Source organism: Gimesia fumaroli (assembly GCF_007754425.1).
In the GTDB taxonomy this organism is placed as follows: Bacteria; Planctomycetota; Planctomycetia; order Planctomycetales; family Planctomycetaceae; genus Gimesia; species Gimesia fumaroli.
Map to the genome: position 1 here is coordinate 173,946 of NZ_CP037452.1, position 24,427 is coordinate 198,372.

The window sequence follows — 24,427 nt, forward strand, 5'->3', positions numbered from 1 at the left end:
ACAACAGGAATTTTAAGCCCGGATTCATCACTGAAACAAAAGACAACTCAATTGCATTGCACAGCAAATAAAAATCAAGCCGGCGTGTGCCACTGTCGGCTTGCCCGACAGTGTTTAAATCAGCGACGATGTTCATAGAACGTCAGAAGAATGTACGTTCCAGAACCGTGTATCCTCAATCCAGTTTCTGCTGTTCGGCATTAGCCCGTTCGTTGAGCCACTGGGCCATTTCATTAGAGACGAGAAATGCCATCGCCCCGCCGCGAGCATCATTCCCCAGGATTGCCATGCGGTCGAAGTAACCGCGGACACTGGTCTGTTTCCCGGTTCCCGTGCAGACATCAACGAGTGCGCCATCGAAGGCGACGCGGGTTTTGATTCCGTTCCAGGCCCGTTCAATGATCGGAGCATACTGTTTTTCATCGAGCCAGCCTTCCCGGACGCCACGAATCATCGCAAACGTAATCATGCAGGTGCTGGTCATCTCGCGATAACTTTCGGGATGATCAATCACCTGATGCCACATGCCGGTTGGGTCCTGATGGCGGGCAAGTGCTTCCAGATGCTGACGATGCCCTTCGATGAACTGTTGACGCAACGGAGAATTCAATGGAAGATCGGAAAGGACCAGAGCCAGTCCCAGCGCGGGGAAGCCGTTCCCGCGTCCCCAGGCGGCGTCACTGAGCGGCGAATTGCGATAAACGCCGTCCGGTCGTTGGTCCAGTTTCTGTATGAATCGCCAGTGGCGCAACGCCATTTCATAATACCGCGGTTCTCCCGTTAAACGGCCGACGGCGGCGAGGATGGGGCACGACATGAAAACCGCATCACTCATTTCCACATGATACGGCATCGACTGACGAAAATTCCCCTGTTCATTAAAGCCCAGATCGGCAGCGCGTTTTGCGAGTTCGAGATATTGCTGGTTCCCGGTTGCTTTGGCCAGTTCTGAAAAGAGCAGATGCCCGGCGATCATACCGCCGCCGCCACGGTTACTGAGAGGGTTCGGGTTCTTGGAAAGATACTTCTGCGTGATCTGTTCCACGTGCGGCAATCGACTATGGTCGCCCGTCAGTTCTCCCAATCGAATCTGGCTGATCAGTGAAACCACAGGCAGGTAGGATAAGCGTCCCAGATCATTGCCGTACACTTTGGAAAGTTGCGTGGCGACTTGAATCGGCGTGCGTTGCAGACGCCGCATCAGTTCCAACCGTGCCGGGGAAGGGCCCTGGAACTGGCTTTGCTGAATTCCTGTTAACAGGGCGGGAAGAAATGCGGGCGCGTTCTGTTGAGGAACTTCCACGGCGAGTGCAGGTAAACGACCAATGTCTGAAGGAGATTTATAAGCCAGACTGGAAACCAGTTCCCAGCCAAACACGGGTCGAATTTGCGGCTGCAGATGTTTACCCAGCTTGCGCGCCGCGGAAAGGGAATCCACGGGAATCACCCACTGAAACTGATTGCCCTCGCGAACATCAATCACGAGATCGGGTGCGTGCATGCCAATCCAGCGCCACAGGTATTCGGTTTCTGGTTTCGTTGGGCTGTGATAGGCGGCACCCATAGGCGGATAGCCACGGGTCGGATTTCCATGCGAGGCATTTTTCGGTCCTCGCTGCAAGACCCAGCCATCCGGATTCGCAATCGGAACGGCGGACAGGGAAAACTGTTCTCGCAACGGCGCCGCATCGGGGGATCCATAAAACCAGCTAACTGCATTGATCACTGCATCGACAGATGACTTCGATCCATCGAGACCACCAATCAGTAGAATCCGCGTTTTCCCGGTATGGAAGTCCAGGTCCTCTTTTGAATAAACGCAGGGGATCGGTGTTTCTTTACGGGTGACACCAATGGCCGAGTGAATCAGGGCACGGTGTTTTTGTAACGACTGCAGCCGTTTTTTGACCGGCGTTTTGAAGTCGATCGTCAAATCTGGTTTGCGGGCTTCAATCGGTGCCGCGAAAAGCGAATCGAATAGAAGTGTATTCATTAAGCAGAGTGTCAAACAGGACGTCAGCAGGGGATATTTCATGGAAGGCAGATTCCGGGCAGGGAGAACAAGCGAGAGTTAGATTTCGAAGAATATAAGTGGTAAAAGAGCCATTGTAAAACCGCCGCAGACCAAATGCCAGCAGAGAATCCGCTGATACATCCGGAATAAAACGTGAAATCCGAACCGGTTTCGCGGACGCTGTGATTTACGGCTCAACCCGCACGTGCAACCGTGTGACTGCTGTCACACCGTCTTCGCGGCTGCGTTCCACTTTCACCAGATAATCGCCCGGTTTCTGATACGTGTGTTGTGTGACGGCGTAACCGTCTTCGTTCAACGGCTTCACATTGCCGTCCGATTTCACGCTGACGGTCGGGCTGCCATCACCGAAGTCCCAGACTTCTTCTCCGCTCGTGTTGCCGAATGTGCGAACCTTAAATGTAATCGGCTCGCCGACTCTGTTCTTGAGTGAAGGCCAGTACGAGGCATGAATTCGCGGCACATATTTTTCCATGTTCTTTGGGTCCAGTACATGCACTTCGGCGAAATCAAAATCGACGTTGCCTCTTTTGTCGGTGACTTTCAGGATTTCACTATAGACGCCCGGCTTGTTGTAAGTTCGCTTGACTTCCGCGCCGGTTGCTGTCGTGCCATCGGTGAAGGTCCATTTATAACTCTGAATGCTGTTATCGGCGCTATAGGATTGCGTTCCTTTAAGGACCGTGGAATCACCGGCTTTGATAAAATGTTTGCGACGTGTATTCGCGACAAGTTTGGGATTGTATTGTTTACGATAGGCTTCCCATAGAAACGCATAGCCGGCTTGCGTGCCCCATTTCCCCGAAGGCTGGCGGCTCTTGATTTCAAAATGCAGATGCGACCAGCCGCCACTGGCTCCTTTTTTACCGAGGATGCCGATCTCTTCTCCCTGTTTGATCAAACGGCCGGGGCGAATGTGATTGTTGATTTTGTGCAGATGGCTATAGCGGTAATACCAGCCCCGTGCATCAAGCAGATAAACCACGTCATATCGTGGCGAGACGGGCGTGTCTTTTTTGTGTCCGTCCAGCACGTCATTGCCCGATGAGACCACAATCGCATCGGTGGCGGCGATCACCTTCGTCAGTTTCTCTGCGCCGCCGATATCGAGGCCGCTATGATAATAGATTTTCGGCAGGATTTTCGTGCCCCCGTCGACCGGTTCATTGTCGTACCAGGTACGCGTGGCAAACCAGCGTTGATCGACGGGATAGATGAACGAGCCCGGCTTGATCAGCGGCGAACCAGCGGGCCAGAATCGCAGACGGGCGTCTTTATCAAGTCCCCAGAACGAAGGGGTACCGTTTGAGTTGTAACCGCCGGTGATGGAGCAGTCGATCTGTACTTTGCCGATCGTCTGCGGCAGATTGTACATGCCCGATTCCAGTTCCATTGTTTCGCCGTCGACTTCTACGGTGACGATCGCACTGCGGATCGCCTGTCGGATCGGGTCGCGGGTCTCTTTGAGATCCTGTAGTTTGACTTTGACCTGCGCACCATTACTGAGTGTGACCGTGGTGGATTCGCCGACATCTAAATCGACAACCCGCACAATCGGCTCTACAGCCGGTTTCTCTTCAGCAGCTTGAAGGGGAGTCGCAATCAAACAGACACAGAGGACATTCAGCAGTGACAGATACAGCACAGAACGCAGGTGGGATTGTTTCATGGCCGGGCTCTCTTTTCAATCGGCAGGACGAAGTCTCAGGAAGTCGCGCGTTTCTGGTCGGCGATCAAGCCGGCGATAAAGCCCGCTTTGAAGCCTGCATTAATATTAACCACGGTCACATTGGCGGCACAAGAGTTTAACATGCCTAACAGGGCCGCGATGCCGCCCAGGCTCGCGCCGTAACCGACGCTGGTCGGAACCGCAATCACCGGACAGGAGACCCAGCCTCCGACAACCGATGGGAGCGCCCCTTCCATACCAGCGGCAACCACAATTGCAGAAACATTCTGAATCCGCGGCAGTTGTTCATGCAGGCGATGCGGCCCTGCGACGCCGACATCCAGAATGAAGTCGGGTTGATAGCCCATCCAGATCAGCGTTTCGATGGCCTCTTCTGCCACAGGTCGATCACTGGTTCCCGCGGTCAGAACGGCGATTTCTCCGGCGATCAGTTCTTCATCGAAGGCGGCATCTTTTTCCGGAATGCGAATCGTCCGCGCCGTTTGATTATAAATCGCCTGCGGAAACTGTTTGAGGACGGTTTCCGCCTGTTCATCCGAAATCCGCGTGCCCAGACATCGTTGTTTCGATTCGAGCAATAGAGTAAAGATCTCGACGAGTGCCGTAGATGTTTTGCCTTCGCAGAAAATGACTTCGGGATAACCGCAGCGCGAACTGCGATCCAGATCGATGTTCGCTGAAGGCAGAATGGCCGACTTATGCTGCTCCTGGTCCTGAAGCTGTGAGATCGCCTGTTCCACGGAAAGCGATCCTTGACGGACCTGCTCAAACAGTTGCGAGAGTGAGTCATCGGACATCAGAGCACCTGTGTTATTTAAAGAGGATATAAAACAGCAGGATGGTCTGAAAAGACCATCCTGCGAAATAGCGTTTTTGTGCTGACGCACTACGTTCTAATATGACGCTTCAGAATCGATTACTCATCACCCTGTTTCAGGTTGGCGAGCACATTCAAATCTTCCAGTGTCGTCGTGTCGCCCACACTCTCGCGGCCGGCAGCGATGTCGCGTAACAGACGCCGCATAATTTTACCACTGCGTGTTTTCGGAAGAGCAGCGGCAAAGCGAATCTGATCTGGGGTCGCCACGACGCCAATTTGCGTGCGCACATGTTGCTTCAGTTCCGCTTTGAGTTCATCAGTACCATCTTCGGTCTTCAGTGTCACAAAACAGCAAATGCCTTCGCCCTTGAGGTCGTGCGGATAACCAACCACGGCGGCTTCCGCCACTTTGGGATGCGAAACCAGTGCACTTTCCACTTCCATCGTACTCAGGCGATGGCCGGAAACGTTGATCACATCGTCGATGCGGCCCATAATCCAGTAGTAACCGTCTTCATCGCGACGGGCACTGTCGCCAGCCAGATAACAGCCTTCAATGGTGCTGAAGTAAACTTCTTTGAAACGTTCGTGATCGCCGTACAAGGTTCGCAGCATATGCGGCCACGGTTGACGCATTACGAGCAAGCCACCCTGGTTGTCACCCAGACTTTCTCCTTCCGCGGAGACGATGTCGGGCACCACGCCGGGCAGGGGAGTCGTACAACTACCGGGCTTGGTCGCGGTCACGCCGGGCAGCGGGCTCATCATGATGCCGCCGGTTTCGGTCTGCCACCAGGTATCAACAATTGGGCAGCGTTCCTGGCCGATGACGGTGTGATACCACATCCAGGCTTCTGGATTGATTGGCTCACCCACGGTTCCCAGCAGACGCAGGCTGGAGAGATCGTATTTGTTTGGCCATTCATCGCCCCATTTGATAAACGCGCGAATCGCCGTTGGGGCAGTGTAGAAAATGTTGACCTGATATTTTTCCACAATTTCCCAGAAGCGACCTTCATCGGGCCAGTTGGGAGCGCCTTCATACATCACGGTGGTAGCACCGTTGGCCAATGGACCATAAACGATGTAACTGTGCCCGGTGATCCAGCCGATGTCGGCGGTACACCAGTATGTGTCGTCTTCTTTCAGATCGAAGACCCATTTGGAGGTCATCTTCGCACCCAGCAGATATCCGCCGGTTGAGTGCTGCACGCCTTTAGGTTTGCCTGTACTTCCTGAGGTATAAAGAATGAACAGCGGATGTTCGCTGTCGAGTTCGACCGGATCACATTCCGTAGAGGCGTCCTCCATCAGATCGTGCCACCAGTAATCGCGATCGGGAACCATGTCGACTTCACAGCCGGTGCGACGGTAGACGACAACTTTTTCCACGCTGGGAGATTTTTCCATGCTTTGATCGACGGCGGCTTTCAGAGGAATATTCTTGCCACGGCGCCAGCCACCATCGGCGGTGATGACCAACTTGGCCTGCGCATCGTTGTTGCGGTCGGCAATCGCGTCGGCACTGAAACCGCCGAAAATGATCGAGTGTGTTGCACCAATGCGCGAGCAGGCGAGCATGGCGATCGCCAGTTCCGGTACCATCGGCATGTAAAGTGTCACGCGGTCACCGGTTTCGACGCCCAGCTTCTTCAGGCAGTTCGCGAACTTGCAGACTTCGCGATACAGGTCCTGATAACGCAACACACGGGTGTCGCCGGGCTCACCTTCCCAGATGATGGCCGCTTTATTTTTGCGCCAGCTATCCAGGTGGCGGTCGATGCAGTTGACTGATGCATTGATCTTGCCGCCCGTGAACCATTTTGTTTCGGGCATTTCGCCTTCCAGGACATTCTCATAAGGCTGAGACCATTCCAGTCCCTGTGCCAGATCCCCCCAGAAGCCAGTGGGATCATCCTTTGCCCGGTTCCACATCTCCTGATATTCTTCCATGCTGGAAATGTTGGCCTGTTCGACGAACTCGGCTGGTGGCGGAAATGAGCGAGTTTCCTGAAGAACACTTTCAATGTTTTCGTTAGCCTGGTCACTCATCGTTGTCATTCCCCTTTGTTTTATTTGGCGAGCGAAATAAGAACCGAAAAATGCTGATCAACGACCTGATCGCTCAGGCACGAAGATTCGATTCTCTCCCTGTTTCTTTCCGTTGAATTATTAAACAATGCTAAGTTAGCGATTTTAGGGCACTATTTTTTTGAAGTCAACAAACGGACAATTGCTTCCTATCAGAACCCGAAAGGCCCTTTGATTCAACTTATCTAAGCGTCAAAAGAGGGAAAATCAAGCAGAACGCACTGTTCAAGCCGGTTTAAATCATGGGAAAGTAATTCTATTTCCCGAATTCTTCTCGAATTGGTCTGTTTTCACGCCGAAATGTGAACACTTGATATGAACAGACTTTGAAGTGTCAGCTCAAGCATGCCGCTTAGCTCGGGCTCGATTCCATCAGAGCCCGAGCCCTGTGATAGGCATCTTTCATCTCAGGAGAGTCTTGTGTGTGTTCGCCGCGAAAGACCATCAGCAAGCCTAGCCGCGGATAGTCACTCACATTCGGTGCGCTGAAATGAATTGTCTGGCAGTGATGAATCAGAATATCCCCTTTTTGTAACAGCGCGACGGAGACGCTGACTTCATCAACGGCTTCCGCCAGCCCGAATGAATTTCCTTTGACGCCGGACGGCGTATGTTCGCGCAGGCCTTCTTGATGCGAGCCCGCCAGATATTGCACGGGTCCGTTTTCCGGGGTGACATCGTCCAGCGCGACCCAGACGGTAAGCACATCCGGCGGCTCCTGGCAGAAATAAGCATTGTCCTGATGCGGGGGCACGCCCGAGCCGACCTTCGCTGGCTTGTTGAAGGTTTCCACGCCCATACAAAGTGGCGTGCCATTCACCAGCGCGGCGATGAGAGTCTGCAGCCGGGAGTTTTGCAAAAACGGGATCATGGGTGTGCATTCGCCAGCAGTTGCGAATTGCCTGGCCGTCCGCTTCATAAACCACATCACTTTCAGGAACCGTGGGAACGACGTCCCGGTTATAGCATTCGACCGCAGCTCTAATTTCCACAAGTGCTTCAGATGAATAGAATTGCGGTAGATGTACGAAGCCCTGTTCACGGTATTTCTGAACGATGTCTTTCATGGCAGACCCTTTCTCGCTTCTCTCAGCGGAATATGACAGGCACTTGGTTTGATCTCCGCCTGTTAATCTATCGCTTTCTGTGTCAAGTTTCATCTGTATTCCAGAAAATCCAGCCGCTGTTTTTTAATCATTTTGATTGACTGCCGAATTGTGTTCAGTACGATCAAAAAATATCGCTGGATCTTAACTACTGAAGGAATCAACGATGTCTCGATTTACGCTCACCAACAAGCAACGGAAATACTTCGGTCTGGAGCCGGTCAAAAAGAAGTGGGATCCTGTTGAGCTGAAAGATATGATCGTCTACTTCGATGGCGATCTCATTCGCAAGGTCATCTGCTACGAATATAGCAAGGAATATGGCTATCAGGAGTATGATTACGAACTCCAAACCGATGCGCGCGAAAAACTTCTGCCCGCGACGAAACGGGGTAAACCCAAACCGCTGACTCCCTCGAATATTTTAGACCGCAAGTCCATCGGGTTTTCGTTTGTCTGTTACTTTGGTTGGAGAGGGAAAAGCTTTGATTTTCAGCATCTCTACATGACCCACATCGCTTCCAATGAGACCTTTGTTTCGTTGGATGATCATGGAATCACCAACTATGACCAGTTGACAGACTGGGTAGATGAATATATTCAGTCCTGCCCTTCCGATTATCTGCAGAAACTGGATGAGAAACGCGGCAAGAAGCGGCGGCGGGTGCGTTATCAACCGGGTGACATTTTCGAAATCCGCTTCGACGATGACGAGGTCGGTTACGGAAAAATTCTGCTCGATGTGTTTCGTCTCAGAAAACAGGGTTTCTTTAAAGACAAACCAGAACCGTATCCCTACGCAGGTTTGAACGGCCCCTTGCAAGGGTGTGGTCTGCTGGTCGCGATTTACGACTATGCGGGCCCGCCTCTCGAACCGGAGCAGGTGAACGCGCAGCCGGTTTTGTGTACCAAGCTGATGATGCATGAAAATATTTACGAAGGCACATTTCCGATCATCGGAAACGCAGTCGTGTTACCGGAAGAGCTCGATTTCCCCGAAGGAGTGAGTAACTGGCATCCGGGTGATAAGACCGTCGAACATTATTTCGAGAAAGGGGGAGTCTTTGTTCGAATCAAAGTGACGGAAGAGGAATTGAAGCAAGCTCCGGTAACCGGTTGTGCCTTTGGTCTGATGCCTGAATCGATTCGGAAAGCGATCCAGGGAGATGCCGAGTCACTGGCTCATGTTCTGGGGAAATTTCGCTGCAATTCTGAATTGCGCCCAGAGATTCTTGCGCGTTGTGGATTGAGTCCTGAGATGACATACGCCGAGATGGCCGCCGCCACAGGGGGCATTCCTCCCGAAGTGTTTATTGAAGCGTCTCAACAGAAATAGACAGTCGATACTTGCATCAGCGCCGCATCAGCGTGCGTTGGTTACTTTGCTGTCGGAGTGGGCGGCGCGAAATTTCCTGCCAGTGCCGAATGTCGATTTCATACGGGCCGTGCGGACGATCAAAGCCACCGTAGTCGCGATAGTATTTTTCCAGCTTGCCGATTTTCTGATCGACACGTAACTCGCCACGACGTTGACTTTTGGGCGAGCGCCCCCAGACGATTTCCGAGCCGCCGGCTGTAATCAAGCGGTAAATCAGATCATCGAGCGACAGCACGGCCGTCGTGCGCGGCGGGGCTTCGATGGAAACAATCTCCAACTCTTTCCAGTGCGGTCCAAGTGCTTCTGCCAGCTGTGCCGCTCCTGTTACCGTCAGGTCACCCCAAGACGTTCCCGGAGGCCCTTCGGGCGCCGATTGAATTCCCGTAATCACCGGATACCGCCGGGCGTCAGAGACCGAGAAATCTTCGGGCGGTAACAGCACGCCTTCATTGTCTACCGGAAACAGTCCCTGCTTACCTTCGACCATCGCTGCCGGCTTGCGGAACACCACTTCCACTTCCACGGTATTGGTCTTGCGCACCGAAACGACTTTTTGCACCCAGGGATGTTTTTCGAATGCTTCGGCGACTTTCAGGACGAGCCCCTGATCAAGCAGAGAGACCTGCTCCGGCAGGGGGCCCCGTTTGATGACCTGATCGACGATGTCAATCGGCACATAATGGGGTGGTGCCGGAATCAGTGAGAGATCTTTGGTGGCGATCTGATATTCTTCGCGCTGTGATAAATCGGGAATCTGTTGTTTGAGCTTGGGAAAGAAAAACAGTCCTGACACGACAACCGCCAGCGCCAGTAACACCTTGGGACGGAACAGCGCATGAAGCAGAGTCGAGGGGCTCAGCAGAGAGGCTTCTTCTTCGAACTCTTCCTCTTCGTCCTCGAATTCTTCCTCGATCTCTTCGACCTTCTTTTTCACAGGCCGCTTTTTTTTCGTTTTTTTAGGGCTCATACGCTCTTATTGATTGTGTTGACTTCTGATCAGAACTGGAATTCTTCCCGGGCACTGACTGCGAACGCGATCGCAGCAGTACGAACACAGAGCGCGCAACTGGGGGCGAGCGCACCGCTCCTCTAGTATGATTATCGCAATCTGACGCCAGTAGAGTTGTGGCGCTCCGTAGAAAAGTCAGGATTCCTCAGTGAAACGAGCCACTTAGTAAAACTGTATCAATTGTGCGGCTTCTGGGCGGCCTTGGTCAGGCATTCTGCAAGAGCACGTTCGCACAATTCACCAAAGTCGATGCCCGCTTTCGCAGCCGCTTTGGGAACCAGACTGTGGTCGGTGAAGCCGGGGATCGTATTGACTTCCAGAACCCAGGGCTGTTGAAAACGGTCCAGCAGGAGATCCACGCGGACAATGCCCGTAGTCCCTAATGCTTCACAGGCATTCACGCCCGTTTTGATGATGGACTGAATCACATTCGTGGGCAGTTCGAATTCGAACAGATACTGCGTTGAATCTTCGTGATACTTGGCTTCATAGTCAAAGAATTCATGTGGTGTCTGAATCTGAATTAATGGCAGGGTCTGGCCGTCGACCACGCTGACCGTCCATTCGGTCCCTTTGATGGCTGATTCCAGAATGCCGAATGAGTCGTAGTGAAAACACCGCGCCAGTGCCTGTGGCAGTTCTTCGGGAGTCTGCACAATTGAGACACCCAGGCTGGAGCCTTGTGCGTCGGGCTTCACCACCAACGGATAACCCATGCTGCGGGCATGCTGTTCGATGCGCTGCGCGTTATCCGATTCGTGAATCAAGACGTATGAAGGAGTGCTCACATTATGTTGAATAAATCGTTCTTTCGAAGCCGACTTGCTGAAAGCCAGTTTGGAAGTTGCCGCATCACAACCTGAATAGGGAACTCCCAGACGGTCCAGAGTTGACTGGATCGTGCCATCTTCTCCGTACGTTCCATGCAAGGCGATAAAGACCACATCGCAGTTGCTCCAGTCATATTCATCGAGATCAACCAGAGATGGATCAACGGTTTTGACCTGATGTCCGCGCGACGACAAGACTTGTGACACGGTTTCGCCACTCTGCAGACTAATTTCGCGTTCAGCCGATTCCCCACCAGCGAGAACAACAATATTCAAAGGGGGAAGGGGGTTGGTTTGTGAATCGGTCATCGGGAAGCCTCCATGCCGCCGGACTCTGTTTAATGCGAGTTTTATAATGAAATGTTCGTGTTTTTATCGTGAATCGCAGGATTCTAGCAATTCGGCACCAATCTGGAAACGCCGATCTGGAACCGAAAACAAATATTAAAATAAGAAAACTGCACAGAATGAGGTGGTGTTCTATTGGAGCAGACGAATCGTTTTTCTGAGCTGTCGATAGGCTTTTTTCCCCAGCGATTCCGGCGAAACCGCGATTTTCGCCTGCCCTGAAGAGTGAATCAACGGTTGCTCGGGGAGTGCCTCCAGGCTGACGCGGGCCAGATACGAGGTGTTGCTCAATTCCCGTTTACCATTGGGATCCAGTTCCGTGGTGATTTCTTCGCGATGGATCAGGTTGGGATGCAGGTCTTCAATGTCGATTTCCGCAATTTCTTGAACGATGCCCTTGAAAATCGTTCCCGGGTATTCATCCAGCAGAATCCGCACGGATTGTCCAGTTGAAATAAACTCGACGTCTTCCTGGTCGACAATCAGGCGTGCATGAAGCAGATCGGGATCGCCAACCGAGCAGAGCCAGGTTCCCCGTTCCAGAAAACAGTTCCGATTTTCCGGGTCCAGAGGAGAGCCCGACCAACTGGAAAGTGCGCCCGCTTCCTGCGAAACCGGTTGGGGAGGCGCGGGAATCAGGGTTCCGGCGATTGGCGCTTTCAGGCTGAGCCGTTGCAAGTCGGTTTGCCTTTGCTGGAGTTGTTCTTTCAGGTCGGCCAGTTGCTCTTCTGCGGTGGGAAGTTCCTGGGCCGCTTCGGGATCATCCAGCTGGCGTTTTTGCAGCGTGGAGATGCGGATTTCCTGCTCATTGATCAGACCCGTCAGTTTCAGAATTTCCTGTTCAATTTGATCATTCTGCAGTTCCGCAATCAGTGTGCCAGGCTTGAGTTCCACCTGGGGTGCTGCTGCTGTTTTGAGAAAGCCGGGGGCCGTCACATAAATTGGCTTGGCGTCTTTGAGTTCGATCAGTGCGGGAGCCGTGATCCGATGAGGCAGGGGAATGAAGATCAGGCCTGCCAGCAAGAGCAGGACGACTGTGGTACGAACCAGAAAACGCTGCCATTGAATTTGACCTGCTTTGGAATATTCCTGAATTTCGTTGAGACCGGACTTCAAAGGCACGATTAACATTCCCATCAGAACAAAGGCTCCCATGACCTGGGCAATGATCTCCAGACCATACGGTTCCAAAACATAATAACAGACGGACAGAATCACGATTACAATAAACCAGCGATACACCATCGAGGCGACCCCGTACACAAATAAAAATCGTCTCAGCCGCCGCGGCTCTTTGAGCAAGATGTCGGCCTTGTGTCCGAAGAACCAGTGATGCAGGCGATTGGACACGATCGATTGTGCCCGCTGCCTCAAGTTGGGAACTTCGATCAGGTCCAACAGGATGTAGTAACCATCATAACGCAGCAGGGGGTTGCCATTCAGTAACAGGGTGCTGACCGAACAGACAAAAACAATATTCAGACAGAGCGAATGAAACAGACCCGGATAGGAGAACCACCACAGAAATACACAGACCGACGAGATGACCAGTTCCACAAAAATGCCCGCGGAACTGACCATGATCCGATGCCACTTATTGGGCATCGTCCAGGCATCACTGACATTCACATACAGGCAGGGAATGAATGCCAGCAGCATCACACCCATTTCATGGCACTCACCGCCAAACTGTTTGCAGGCCAGTGCGTGTCCCAGTTCGTGTACGATTTTCACCAGCGCCAGACTCACGCCCAGCAGGATTAGATTCTTCGCTTCAAAGAACGTTGTGAAGTCGGGCAGTTGTGCGACCACAGTATCGGCGTGGGTTAAAATTAATGTGGTCGCTGCTATCATCAGCACCAGAGATGCCAGCAGAAACAGGGGAGTGAAACAGAGCGACGCTGCGGGCTGCAGCCAGTTTAAAAAACGGTGAGGATCGATGCCGCGAAACCGAATCGCCAGCGGGTTCATGAAGCGGGAACGGAGTGCCTGGCGCTGTTTTTCGGTCTGCCGCTCCAGCAGAATTTCACCCTGGCCAATCGCATCGGCAATGATCAGCCCCGACTGATGCAGCCGCGATAAAAATCCCTGCAGGTGTGACGCATCCAGCTTTTGAGGCAGAAAGCGTTGTTCGTATTGCCGCCGAATTGCCTCGAAGGAAGCAGCGCCGTCCAGCTGTTTCAGAATAAAATATTCTTCGTCGCGCAGTTGGTAGTATTGCAGCGAAACCGGATCTTTGATGCCCCAATAGGTCGTACCGCCGAATTGCAGTGGTTGGACCTGCAGATCCAATCGCATTCGCAGACGCAGCGCCTGATTCGAAAAATCTTGAAGGCCGTACGACATGGGGACGAGAGTGGCTTTCTGAATCGAATGAAGTTTATTTGATAATCAATGAGGCACGCATGCCCGGTTTTAGTTTCAGGTCCGGGTTTTCAATCTCGGCCCAGACACGCGTCTGATTATTGACCGGATTGACTTCAGGACTGACAAACGAAACTTTGCCTTTGAATTCGACCTGCTGTTTCGTCCCCGGATTGACCAGCAGCACCACGGGGCGATTTTTCAAGTCGCGATCCAGCAACTGTGATGCGTTGATCAGTCCTTCAGCCCGCAGACGATCCAGTTTCAAGATTCGCAAAACCGTATCGCCGGGGCGGACCCACTCGCCCTCTCTGGTCATAATCTGCACCACCATGCCCGTGATCGGCGAGACCACTTTTCGTTTCTGGACGGCCAGTTCGGCGATCTGTTCCGCGTTTTGTTTCAATTTGGCTTCCAGGTGCGTAGTTTTGGCTTCTTCGACTGCTTGCTCGATTTCCAGTTCTGCTTTATCTGCAGTCAGTTTCAAACGGTCCAGCTCGGTCTTGGAAATGCTTTTGGGATATTTTTTGATTGAATCTTCAGCCCGCTGCAGTTCTGCTTTCGCGACCTCATGCGACTTTTGCGCAAAACGTAGATTCACGTCGTTTTCATCTTTGAGAAGCGCCATTTCAAATTCGAGTTTCGCCTGCTGCATTAACAGCATCGCTTCGGTCGCTTCAATCTGTGCCAGGACGTCCCCTTTCTGAACCGACGCACCTTCCTTCACCAACATTTGATTGAGTTGACCGACTTCGCGCGCGGGGACTTCCACCTGTTCGATCAGGCTGACCAGAACCGAATCGATACGCAACTCGTTCGACCCGCTGGTTTGATCATCGGCAGAAACGGGACCGCCTGTAGCTAGTAAAATCAGGGCACAGATGGTGAACAAAAAAGTCAAAGTTCGCGTGGCAGGCATGGCATTCCATTCCTTATGACAAAGCAGTAGCAGGAATTCATGAAGTGGAAGACAGAACAGAGTCAGGTCTTTTCAGCTGTTTTTTTCTCTCATACCACAACCGTCCGCCAAAGGCCATCTTAATTGCAAAGACTCTTCTGGAGCAGTCCGAAACCGGGGGGGAATGTGCGGAGAACATTGTCAGAATACCCTATTTTTTGCGATCCACAATTGAGAACAGGGTAATGTGTCCGTTAAGATCGAGGAAACAAAGCGGTATCGCTTACTGTGGAAAAATAGAAACTTGTTAAAACTTTCAAACCAGGTTAATCCTATGGATCAGCGTTCCTTACAGCACTCGCAACAATCCGACTCTCGCCGTCAGTTCCTGAAAACCGCCGGTAGCGCGGTTGTCGGAAGTTTTTTCGCGCCCGCGATTCTCGGTGCGGAAGATAAAGCGGGCACCAGGAATCCAATACTGGGTGAAGGCGCATTCCAATACGAGGCCACTCATGGTTGGGGAGAAGTGCCCAAACACATTCAATGGGGCGAAACACACGGCGTGTGTGTCGACGAAGCCGGCTTGATTTATATCAAACATCGCTCACACTCAAAAGAGCCCATGGATGCGATCGTCGTGTTTGATCCTTCTGGAAAATTCGTGCGGTCGTTCGGCAAGGAATATCATGGCGGCGGGCATGGTATTGATGTTCGCAAAGAAGGCTCAGAAGAGTTTTTGTATCTCTCGGATACGAAACATGGAATTGTCGCCAAGACGAACTTGAAAGGGGACGTGGTCTGGACCATCGGCCGACCTGCCACGCCCGAACATTACAAGAATGCCAAAAATCGCTACAGTCCCACCAACATTGCCTTTGCCCCCGATGGGGGATTTTATGTCGGCGACGGATATGGATCGCACTACATTCATAAATATACGAAAGACGGCAAATTCGAATTCAGCTGGGGCGGCAGCGGGACCGAGCCCGGTAAGATGAAAACGCCTCACGGGATGTGGCTCGATCAGCGGGACGGCACACCGAAAATTGCGGTCTGCGACCGGGCCAACCACCGTTTGCAATATTTCACATTGGATGGAAAACATCTCGGTTTTGTCAATACGGTCAGCTTTCCAGCCGATATTGATATACAGGGTGAAACGATGGTCGTTTCCGATCTGCATGCACGGGTCACCCTGTTTGACAAAGAGAACAAAGTCATCACGCATTTAGGCTATAACCAGGACTGGACGAATCGAGTACTGGATGGCTTTAAAATTCGTAAGCAGCCCCAAACCTGGGAAGCCGGACGATTTATTCACCCGCACGATGCCTGCTTTGATCACGACGGCAATCTGTTTGTCACGGAATGGGTCTCAGTCGGCCGGGTCAGTAAGTTGAAAAAGCTTAGCTGACAGACGTCTTTGATCAAGAAGCTCAAACCCTCCGTTTTTCTCTTCTCCCCGGTTGGAACCTGATGGATTTTTCTCACGAGTTCGATGAACAGCGCTTCTTCGAAATATGGACTGCGGTACGGATTGAGCGTCCCGTGAATTTTTCTCTGTTTACATTCGGCGATCAGAAGCTGCCCTATTATCTGGTTTGCGGCGCTGCTGAGCCCGGCTCGACGGTGACAATTCGGAAAGGCGAAGTCAGCATCACCCGTCCGATGATTATCACCCCCGATCATATGGAACCGGAGTTTCGCAACTTCTTCGAAGAGCAGGAAGAAGCCGACCTGGCGGCGTTTCTGCTGTCCCGTACTGCTGGCTTTTCTAATCTGAAGTTCTCGAATACCAGTGGCCCCGAGCGGATCGTCAGCGACAGTATCGAGGAAGCGGTTGCCAAATTAAACAAGCAGCTCGATGACGAGGAAGAAGAGCATGTCGCCATCTTGAGTGCCCCGCCCGGCATGGGGGGCATCGCCATCATGCGGTACGCGGCCGAACGGGTCTGGGAAAGTGCGCCCGGCAACATTCAGGAATTACGCGAACGCGGCTTTTTGAATTGAAGCGTCTCTCAACGCCCGTCGCGTTTGGGAATGCGATTCAACGTGTAATATGCTTGCGGGTGCAACAATGGTTGCCCCCGGCTATTCTTCACGCCCTCGGCCCGCAGTTCATGCACGTAAAGGGGGCGCAGGCCGTTTGTTTTTAATTGGACGCGCATTCCATCATCCGAGACGGTAATGGCGTCAAGCGTTAACTCTTTGTTGAGAATCTCATCGCTGCCGTAGGATGAGTGATAGTTGTAGGTATAACTTTTCAACTTATAAGACTTCGGGTCGATTGCCGTTTTCTTATCCACAGGCTCAGTGAAAACCAGTTCAAAGCCGTCCGGCTGTGCCCGCATCTCTTTGATTTCAAATGGCGTTTTGCCCGTCCAGACCAGACGCTGTAATCCATACGAGGCGGTTCCCAGACTGCTCCAACCGCGGTTGGTCAGGCCGACAAATACCGATCCGTCGGTTCCCTGATCCATTCGCAAGACGGCCGACGCGAAGCCTTCCCGAAAGGGAAAACAGGCGCCCTGGTATTCGCCGTCCACTTTTTCCAGAAAGACGCGCTGCATTGAGGCTTGTGTGAATTCGCCGACAAAAAACTGACCGTCGAACGGACCGAACTTGCCGCCGCTGTCATCGAGCATGATGTCCGTCGCCGACTGCCCCGCTTTTTTATACGGAAACCAGACCGCGGGCGGTTTCAGTTGCGGCATGCGTTTGACCGCTTCGGGAAAAGGGAGCCCGTTCGGAATCGTTTTGATGCCCTTGATCGGCGAGCCTTCCAGGTTCATGGAAGCCAGCGCTTCGACATGGTGAAAGAAGGCCCCTTTGCGCATGTGATGCAGTGTGTTCGTGGCGACCCAGTTGCCTTGCTGATCAGTGTAGAACATATCGCCTTCCCGATTCGCACCCAGGCCGGAAGGCGAACGCATCCCCGCGCAGACGGGAATCAGTTTTCCGTCGGGCGTGCATTTCATGCCCCAGCCCCGCCAGCGGCCTTGCGAAAAGCCGAGCGTCGGATCAGTCACGGCCCGGGCTTTGTGCTCTTTCTTGAGTCCCAGTCCGATATTCAAAGTCAGCCATAGATTTCCGTCAGGATCAACTTCGGGGCCGTAAGCGTATTCATGATAGTGACCTGTCACGCCCCAGCCTTTGGCGACAGTCAGATACTCATCAGCGGTTCCATCTCCATCGGTATCACGAATGCGCGTCAGTTCGCTGCGTTGCACCGTGTAAAAGGCGCCGTCTTTCCAGATCAGTCCCAGCGGTTCATGCAGGGCGGAGGCGAAGCGTTTGTAGGTGACATTTTTGGGCGGTTCATCATAGACACCGTCCAGAATCCAGATCTCCCCTTTCCGAATCGCAACGGCCACACGCCGGTCATCGAGAACCGCTAAGCCGCTGACTTCCAGCACCAGATCGCCGGGTGCGGGTTTCCAGTTCTTCGACCGCGATTCGGTTTGCGCTTTCGGCGTGATGATGGAAACGAGCCGATAGTAATCCTCTTCGCTCTGTGCGAAGCTCTGGTTGGTTTGAATCAGAGTCGCTACAAGCATTGCGAAGATCAGCGGCAGAAAGATGTATGATTGTTTTACCATTGGTAAGTCACCTCAATTGTGGTGCTGTCTGCTGTGTTGTTGTCAGTGGCGGGAAGCGGAATGATCCAGTCCGTTTCGTCCTTGATCGTGCGGAGTTGACTCGTTTTCGCGAATGCGTTCGAAACGGAAACCGTCAGGCCAGCTTGATTTTTCATTGTGCCCGGTTTGATCTGTTTCAGAGAATCCCCCGCTAAACCACGGAACCAGAGTTTTGATAGTGCTCCAGAACTGGGTGTGCCTTTGATCTTGATGGTTCGCTTGAGGCTCTGTTTTTTTCCGGGGGCGAAGCGGTCTTCAATCTCATATTCGCTAAAGCGATACAGGAAGGTGGGGATGCCTGCTTTATCAACGCGATAGCCCTGAAACTGATACGGGTTATCGTTCGCAGAGAATTCCGGCCACGGCTGGCCTTGGTTTTTCAAGAGTGCCAGTGGTGCTCCGGCTGGCAGGAGAATCGGATTCTTGTCTAATGGAATCGCCGGCGGGGCAAAGCGAATAAACCAGGTGCCTTGCGCATCGAGGAAGCGGCCTTTCCAGAAAATCGCCGGTCGGACCTGTTCGGCATCGAAGGCGACGTGTACTTTTTCCGGGAAGCCCACGGCAATCGCATGCGTTCCTGCCTCCTGCATAAAGGTCCGCAGAATGATGGGTTTCTTTTCAGGCACGAGTTCATAGTTCTTTGATTTCGCAGCCAGGATTTTTTCAGGCAGCGGCTGTTTCTCTCCCGCTTTCAGATAAGACCAGAGTGAGGCGATCTGTTGATCCACGCTGCCGTCGAGTAACGTTTTAATCTGGCTTTTACCGTCGGGGAAGAATGTCGGCATGCGGGTGCGGGGTTTCAGCGAAGCCGGGTTGAGCAGAAAATCGTGGAACCATTGGGGGTGCACGCGATTGGTGACGTCACCCAGGTCGGTGCCTACCACGCCCGGCATACTTTCGCCTCGAATCGGATGGCATTGGATGCAGCCGGTTTCCAGCATCACGCGACCGGCAGACGCCAGCTTGCCATGATCGGGAAAGACTTGTTTGTCCTGCTGAAGCTTCTGGCTGTTGTCGGCTGTTTCAAACTCGGACGGAAGTGAACCGACGACAGATTTGGGAAAAACGGGCATGCGGGCATGCATGTGAAATCGCAGGTCCCCTTTGCCGCTCAGCACTTTTGCCAGCCATTTTTTTTGCAGCTTAAAGCCGATGCCCGTCAACGTGGGAGGAATACGACCTTCATCACCCAGGTCCACATGATTGACGGTTTCGAAATAGGGCTTGCGATTAAAACCAACGCCCCCCTGTTTGTCCCGTACGTGACAGGCATAACAGTTCAGTTGCAGTAGTTGAAAGGCCAGACGTTGTTTGGGTTCTGGTTTGTGTTTCAGAGGCAGAGATGCCAGTGCCTGCTGAATAGACGCCTGCTGTTGTTGATCCAGCGGGTAAGCGGGCATGCCGGGTTGAGACTGACTAATACAACTTGTCGCCGCTTTGGCGTTCAATTGAACCAGTGGTTTTGCGAACTGTTTTGGTTTCAGATTTTGCGCTGCGTGACAATTCACGCATTGCAGTTGAACAAACCGTTTTTGCCCTTCTGCGATGAGTGCGGCATCGTTGTTGGCGGCGTTCTCTGCTGGTTCTGTTTTCTGATTACGCAACAGATACGCGGCGATGTCGGCGGCTTCAACGGCTTTCAATTTCAGTTGTGGCATGCGACCCGCGGGGCGCGTCTGTTCCGGATTCAGTAGAAAAAACGTCAATGCTTGTCGCGTGTATTTAGTCGGCAGATCTCCGTGAGGCACCGATTTGACGGGACGCATTTTCGCGGCCAGCCCCATTTCGATGATATCTTCCGGGTCGAGTTGGGCCAGCATTTGATCGGTGGGGGAAATTTTGGTTTCACCCGGCTCATATGTTTCATCAGGTTCATGGCAGGCGACGCAGCCGATCTTGTGATACAGTTCCTGACCTCGTTCGACATTGCCTTTCTTCCAGAATTCGTAAGGTACCGGATTGGCGCCGGTCGCTTTGATCGTCGGAAACTCTGTTTCTTGGGCCATCAGAAACGCCGCTAGTGCTTTGATCGTCTGACGTTTTTCTTCCGCCGGTAAATGTTGCAGCACGTCGGGCATGGTGGAACCTGGTTTGACCGCATGCGGTGCTGCCAGGTACTCCTTGACCCATTGCTGCTGCAGTCGGTTCCCCGCCCCCGTCAATCGCGGCCCCCCTTTGGGCGCCAGGTCAGATTGGTCTGTCTGATGGCAAGCGGTGCAGCTGAGTTCACTCAGTAACAGTTTGCCGCCGACCTCAGGTTCAATTTCTGCATGACGGGCAAACCGATCAAAACCGGAGACAAACGGGGCCGCATCCGGTTCAGCATAGGCAGACGTTCCGATGAGCAGGAGTAGAATTCCTGACCAACAATATATCAGTGGCCGATGCATGATCGAGTTCTTTCTTCGCGAGCAGCTTAACAGCGCGGGTTTCTCTTCAATGCGAACAACAGGGAATCACCCGATCATAAAGCAGCGCCGGACTCAAATCAATCAGTGTTGACGGCAGTTTTTCAATTGGAAACGTGAGCCAGGAGAAATTGATCTGCCGGGCCTCTTTTCAGATGGCTCATGTATCGCTTCGACGGCGGCGCGGCGTCAATAGTAAAGAATGGAAAAGAGGCCTCTTGTGTTGTGAATATCAATAAAAACAGGTTATGCATTGAAATAGCATAACCTGTTTTGGGAATGATAGAGCCACGTTACTGCATGTCGATGTCGAAAGTGTTTTCGCCTTCTTTGATTTCGATGCTCAAGCCGCTGGTTTTGGGGTAATGATATTTTTGTGGAATGTTGGGCATCTCTTTGGGCACTTCCGAGGGAGGTGTGTCTGGGCCGAATGATTTTTCAATCATCGGCGGAACAACGCTTACTTGATAGGTCCCGGTTACCAGTCCGCCGACGTTATTGCTCACGGTGTAGGTTCCCTCTTCACTGATCACAGCCTGGCCACCAAAACCTTTGTCGGGGTTATTGAATTGAACCATACCTTCTTTCACGGGCTCACCTTTATAAGTCACTTTTCCCGACAGCGATCCGGTAGGACCATGTTCTGATGTTCCACCCTGGCAACCGGCCAGGATTACGATGCTCAAGATTAAAAGTGGATTGATGATGGTAGCGCAAATCGGTTTCATTTTATATTCCGGAGATGAGTTGTCTTGAATACGAAAAAAAATGTGGTGTCCTCAAGTTGTGAGCACACCACATCGATTGAGACTTAGTTTGTTGACGTTAACAAAAGCGAATTAAAATTCGCCGAGAACATGGCCATCCGCACGGCAGCAGAGATAGCGGATGGTGTCAAAGTCCGAATTTGCTGATACAAATCGCACGGCTCCATCACCTAAAAGCAGATGCGCTCCGCCAACATGCTGTGATTGAATCGGATTGTTGCAAGCGTCATTACCAATTCCGGTTCCCGTATTCTGATAACCGATGGGATAGCGAAGTGTGGTTGTATTGTAACAACGGGGATCGTGATTGATGGGTGTGTTCGGCCCCATCCAGGCACCATTGCTCTTTGCGGAACGAATATCGACTTTTTTGCCGGTGGCATCATGTCCCCAGCCGGATTGTTCTCCCACCATCGCGACGTTCGAGGTTCCATCCAGAAAATCACGTATGCGGTATGAACTTCTGAATGTAAATGAACCCCCATTGGAGCGGATGCCTTTACCAGTGAATCCACCTTTGGAATAAGAGTCATCCTGAATTTGATCAAGTCCAACGGCTCCTGAAATCAGGATGTAGGAAGAGATGAAAACATTTGTGGTGGTACTGCCAGTCTTGGCGGCATAGGTCTGTGTTAAAGCACTCGAAGGGCAAGCCATGTAAGGTGGTTTCGTATCGTTGATGGCCGGTGAATTCGGGATGCTTGATCCACCACCAAACCAGAAATATGTTCCTTCAAATACCAGCTTGTTATACACGTTTGCCTGATCGGCAAAAGGCAGGATGTGGATCCACGCTGTCGGGCCATGAGTTCCCAGGCCGCCGGGAGGGAAGACACTATGAGTTTCGTGGTAGTTGTGTAAAGCCAGGCCGATTTGCTTCAGGTTATTTTTACAGGTGCTGCGCCGGGCTGCTTCGCGTGCCTGTTGAACGGCGGGTAACAACAAGGCAATCAGGATTGCGATAATTGCAATCACGACCAGCAATTCGATCAGCGTAAAACCTCGCTTCACGTTCGTTGATTGTGGGTTCTTCATTGTACTTTCCAGATAAAAAACTTGGGAAAAAGGCGGAAGGTTTAAAAGTGAAAAAGCGGACTGAATAGGCGTATCAGGCGGGAATGAAAAACAGCCTAAGTCGGAAGGTAAATCACTCAATAAGGAATAGTATGCGTTGTTACAGGAGAGATCAAGTCTCCTTAATCCCCCAAAGTGGCTAGGTGTGCATGGTTGTTGCGATTTTGTTGGATATGACGACTTGTTGGGCCGCAATTCGAGTGCATTTGAGACAGGGGTGAGTTGAAGATCGACACTACCACAACGCGAAATAAGTATATTAAGAATACTTATTTAGTCTGCAGGCTTAATGCGCGTTCATCAAGGGCTTTTTGCAGCGCTGCGGAGTAGGCTTTGTACTCGTGATCCAGCTCGGCGTAAGACTGGCCGGTCAGTTCTTCCAGTGTTTTTGCGTTGTTGCGAATGCGGGAGTTGAAGCTGTAAAGCTGTGCCATCTGATTGATGAAGGCGTCCCGGTATTCTCCCTGTTTGGCGTGCATGAAGAAGTGAGACAGTCCCGATGCCTGGCTGTAATTGGGGCTGATGTTAGGACTGGTTTGAAAGGCTTGGCGACCCATAGCGGCAAACGTTTCCAGGGGAACATAATATTCGTCTTCCAGCAGCCGATACCGGGCAGCGTTGAAGCGGATATGATTCGGGTTGCCGGATCGAAAGACATTGCCGTTTTTCTCGAACGATTCCATGTAGCAGGCGATGCCTTCAATGGCCCAGAAATGATTTTTCTCGCCGACCTGCCTGTTGCTGCGTAGCGAACCGGTTTCGTAAAACAGTTGATGCGTGGCTTCGTGATACAGGGTTCCCAGATCGCCTTCTGCATCCGGGCGATGATAAAAGTGCGAGATCCGATCGCCGAACAGATAGATGCCGTGCGTTAAAGCAATCTGGGGGATCTCTTTCTGTAAGCGTTGCAGATATTCGTCGCGGGTTCGGTAGTAGTGCATGACGTGCTGGGAATTTTTGTTTCGTCTTTGAAAGGGATTCCGGGCACCTTCAAATAATTTTCGTAATTGCTCCGGCGTCTTAAAGAAGCCGACGAAGGTTTGATGGAAGTAGCGATGAAACTCTTCCATCTCTGTCGCCAGTTTCACGCCCATTTCCAGGCTGTGATTCGTTTTGATCAGAAAATGTTCAGTCTTGATTTCCCAGGCGTTGCGGAAGTCGCGTCGGATTTCTGCTTCCTGGGCGGCCGACTTCCAGCGACCGTTCACATACCGTTCTCCCCGTTCATAACGGGCGATGTGTGAGGCCGGTAGCCAGCCATATTTCTCATGCCATTGCTGTTTGCGATCCTGCATTTCTTTTTCGAATGGAGTCATCCATTCATCGCCGTTACGCACATAACCCAGGATCAGTCTAACCGAGCGATGGTCGGGGTTGTGGTAAGCCGTTTCCAGAATCAGATCATAAGCATAGCTGGGGAAGCCAGCGTATAAGACTTTGCGTGAGAAGACAAACAGATCGTTTGCCTGTTGTTCTCGAAGGTTGCGCAGTTTCAAACGCCAGCTGCGTTCTGCCGGCGGTAGATTCAGGGGAATGTCGGTCCGCACTGCGCGCGGCAGTGGATGGGAATGCGGATCGAAATCCTGTAATACTTTAAGCAATTGGGCGATCGTCTGAACGCCTTCGAACTGTTGCTCCTGCTGGCAACGGGCGGCCAGTTGTTTCAGATCATTCTGAAAGTTATTTTGCAGTGCCTCGTATTGTTGCTGGTAGGCTGTCCTGGCACGTGGGTTTTGCGCAAATGTCTGTTGAGACAGAACCAGCATCAGTGAGACGATCAGCAACATCCGATACCATCGACCAATATGCCCCGCGCCAACTGCCTGTTTCACGACAGATAGTGCTGGCTCGAATGGGAATCGTGAAGGTTGATCTTTCTGGACAGGCATGGTTACCGTTTCCCTGATTGAATTCAGACGAAGGAGACGCTACGACAGAAAGCAAACTCCCTCAATGGATTGTATGCGAGAC

The 24,427-nt window shown here is 52.1% G+C and carries 17 protein-coding genes; 3 read left to right on the plus strand and 14 right to left on the minus strand.

What is annotated here, in order from left to right; genetic code table 11:
• Nucleotides 1–175: 175 nt before the first annotated feature.
• From Enr17x_RS00705 to Enr17x_RS00725, 5 genes are all read right to left on the minus strand, one after another.
• Nucleotides 176–2,035, minus strand: a complete 1,860-nt coding sequence (locus Enr17x_RS00705; protein WP_145305340.1) for a glycoside hydrolase family 88 protein — start codon at nt 2,033–2,035, stop codon at nt 176–178.
• Nucleotides 2,036–2,201: 166 nt separating this feature from the next.
• Nucleotides 2,202–3,704 carry a PKD domain-containing protein gene (locus tag Enr17x_RS00710; protein ID WP_145305341.1) on the minus strand — a complete coding sequence of 501 codons (1,503 nt, stop codon included), beginning with the start codon at nt 3,702–3,704 and terminating at the stop codon, nt 2,202–2,204.
• A gap of 35 nt (nt 3,705–3,739) precedes the next feature.
• Complete coding sequence (gene larB / locus Enr17x_RS00715) at nt 3,740–4,522, minus strand: nickel pincer cofactor biosynthesis protein LarB (RefSeq protein ID WP_145305342.1); 783 nt, start codon at nt 4,520–4,522, stop codon at nt 3,740–3,742.
• A gap of 119 nt (nt 4,523–4,641) precedes the next feature.
• Nucleotides 4,642–6,597 carry an acetate--CoA ligase gene (gene acs / locus Enr17x_RS00720; RefSeq protein ID WP_145305343.1) on the minus strand — a complete coding sequence of 652 codons (1,956 nt, stop codon included), beginning with the start codon at nt 6,595–6,597 and terminating at the stop codon, nt 4,642–4,644.
• 391 nt (nt 6,598–6,988) lie between these two features.
• Nucleotides 6,989–7,507, minus strand: a complete 519-nt coding sequence (locus tag Enr17x_RS00725; RefSeq protein WP_198000889.1) for a phytanoyl-CoA dioxygenase family protein — start codon at nt 7,505–7,507, stop codon at nt 6,989–6,991.
• A gap of 401 nt (nt 7,508–7,908) precedes the next feature.
• On the opposite strand from Enr17x_RS00725, the gene Enr17x_RS00730 reads away from it, so the two are divergent.
• A complete protein-coding gene (locus Enr17x_RS00730; RefSeq protein ID WP_145305345.1) occupies nt 7,909–9,078 on the plus strand; it encodes an Imm26 family immunity protein in 1,170 nt (389 codons plus the stop codon).
• Nucleotides 9,079–9,094: 16 nt separating this feature from the next.
• Here Enr17x_RS00730 and Enr17x_RS00735 read toward each other — a convergent pair whose 3' ends face one another.
• From Enr17x_RS00735 to Enr17x_RS00750, 4 genes are all read right to left on the minus strand, one after another.
• Nucleotides 9,095–10,087: a cell division protein FtsQ/DivIB gene (locus Enr17x_RS00735; protein ID WP_145305346.1), complete on the minus strand. Its 993-nt coding sequence runs from the start codon at nt 10,085–10,087 to the stop codon at nt 9,095–9,097.
• Nucleotides 10,088–10,305: 218 nt separating this feature from the next.
• The gene (locus Enr17x_RS00740; protein ID WP_145305347.1) at nt 10,306–11,268 is read right to left on the minus strand and encodes a D-alanine--D-alanine ligase family protein; all 963 of its coding nucleotides are present in this window, start codon (nt 11,266–11,268) and stop codon (nt 10,306–10,308) included.
• Nucleotides 11,269–11,439: 171 nt separating this feature from the next.
• Nucleotides 11,440–13,605, minus strand: a complete 2,166-nt coding sequence (locus Enr17x_RS00745; RefSeq protein ID WP_198000890.1) for an HlyD family efflux transporter periplasmic adaptor subunit — start codon at nt 13,603–13,605, stop codon at nt 11,440–11,442.
• A gap of 82 nt (nt 13,606–13,687) precedes the next feature.
• Nucleotides 13,688–14,590, minus strand: a complete 903-nt coding sequence (locus tag Enr17x_RS00750; RefSeq protein ID WP_145305349.1) for an efflux RND transporter periplasmic adaptor subunit — start codon at nt 14,588–14,590, stop codon at nt 13,688–13,690.
• A 313-nt stretch (nt 14,591–14,903) separates the two neighbouring features.
• Here Enr17x_RS00750 and Enr17x_RS00755 point away from each other — a divergent pair, with 313 nt between their 5' ends.
• Both Enr17x_RS00755 and Enr17x_RS00760 read left to right on the plus strand, forming a co-directional pair.
• On the plus strand, nt 14,904–15,983 hold the full coding sequence (locus tag Enr17x_RS00755) for an NHL repeat-containing protein (protein WP_145305350.1): 1,080 nt from the start codon (nt 14,904–14,906) through the stop codon (nt 15,981–15,983).
• Nucleotides 15,984–16,045: 62 nt separating this feature from the next.
• Complete coding sequence (locus tag Enr17x_RS00760; protein ID WP_145305351.1) at nt 16,046–16,579, plus strand: hypothetical protein; 534 nt, start codon at nt 16,046–16,048, stop codon at nt 16,577–16,579.
• A gap of 8 nt (nt 16,580–16,587) precedes the next feature.
• Here Enr17x_RS00760 and Enr17x_RS00765 read toward each other — a convergent pair whose 3' ends face one another.
• The 5 genes from Enr17x_RS00765 to Enr17x_RS00785 form a co-directional block, all read right to left on the minus strand.
• Nucleotides 16,588–18,126, minus strand: coding sequence for a DUF7133 domain-containing protein (locus Enr17x_RS00765; protein WP_390622558.1), 1,539 nt, complete (start codon nt 18,124–18,126; stop codon nt 16,588–16,590).
• A gap of 35 nt (nt 18,127–18,161) precedes the next feature.
• Complete coding sequence (locus Enr17x_RS00770) at nt 18,162–20,597, minus strand: c-type cytochrome (protein ID WP_145305353.1); 2,436 nt, start codon at nt 20,595–20,597, stop codon at nt 18,162–18,164.
• 311 nt (nt 20,598–20,908) lie between these two features.
• A complete protein-coding gene (locus Enr17x_RS00775) occupies nt 20,909–21,343 on the minus strand; it encodes a carboxypeptidase-like regulatory domain-containing protein (protein ID WP_145305354.1) in 435 nt (144 codons plus the stop codon).
• 111 nt (nt 21,344–21,454) lie between these two features.
• Nucleotides 21,455–22,417 (minus strand): DUF1559 domain-containing protein, encoded by a 963-nt coding sequence (locus Enr17x_RS00780; protein WP_145305355.1) that lies wholly within the window; start codon nt 22,415–22,417, stop codon nt 21,455–21,457.
• A gap of 308 nt (nt 22,418–22,725) precedes the next feature.
• The gene (locus Enr17x_RS00785; RefSeq protein WP_145305356.1) at nt 22,726–24,345 is read right to left on the minus strand and encodes a DUF1570 domain-containing protein; all 1,620 of its coding nucleotides are present in this window, start codon (nt 24,343–24,345) and stop codon (nt 22,726–22,728) included.
• Nucleotides 24,346–24,427: the final 82 nt, after the last annotated feature.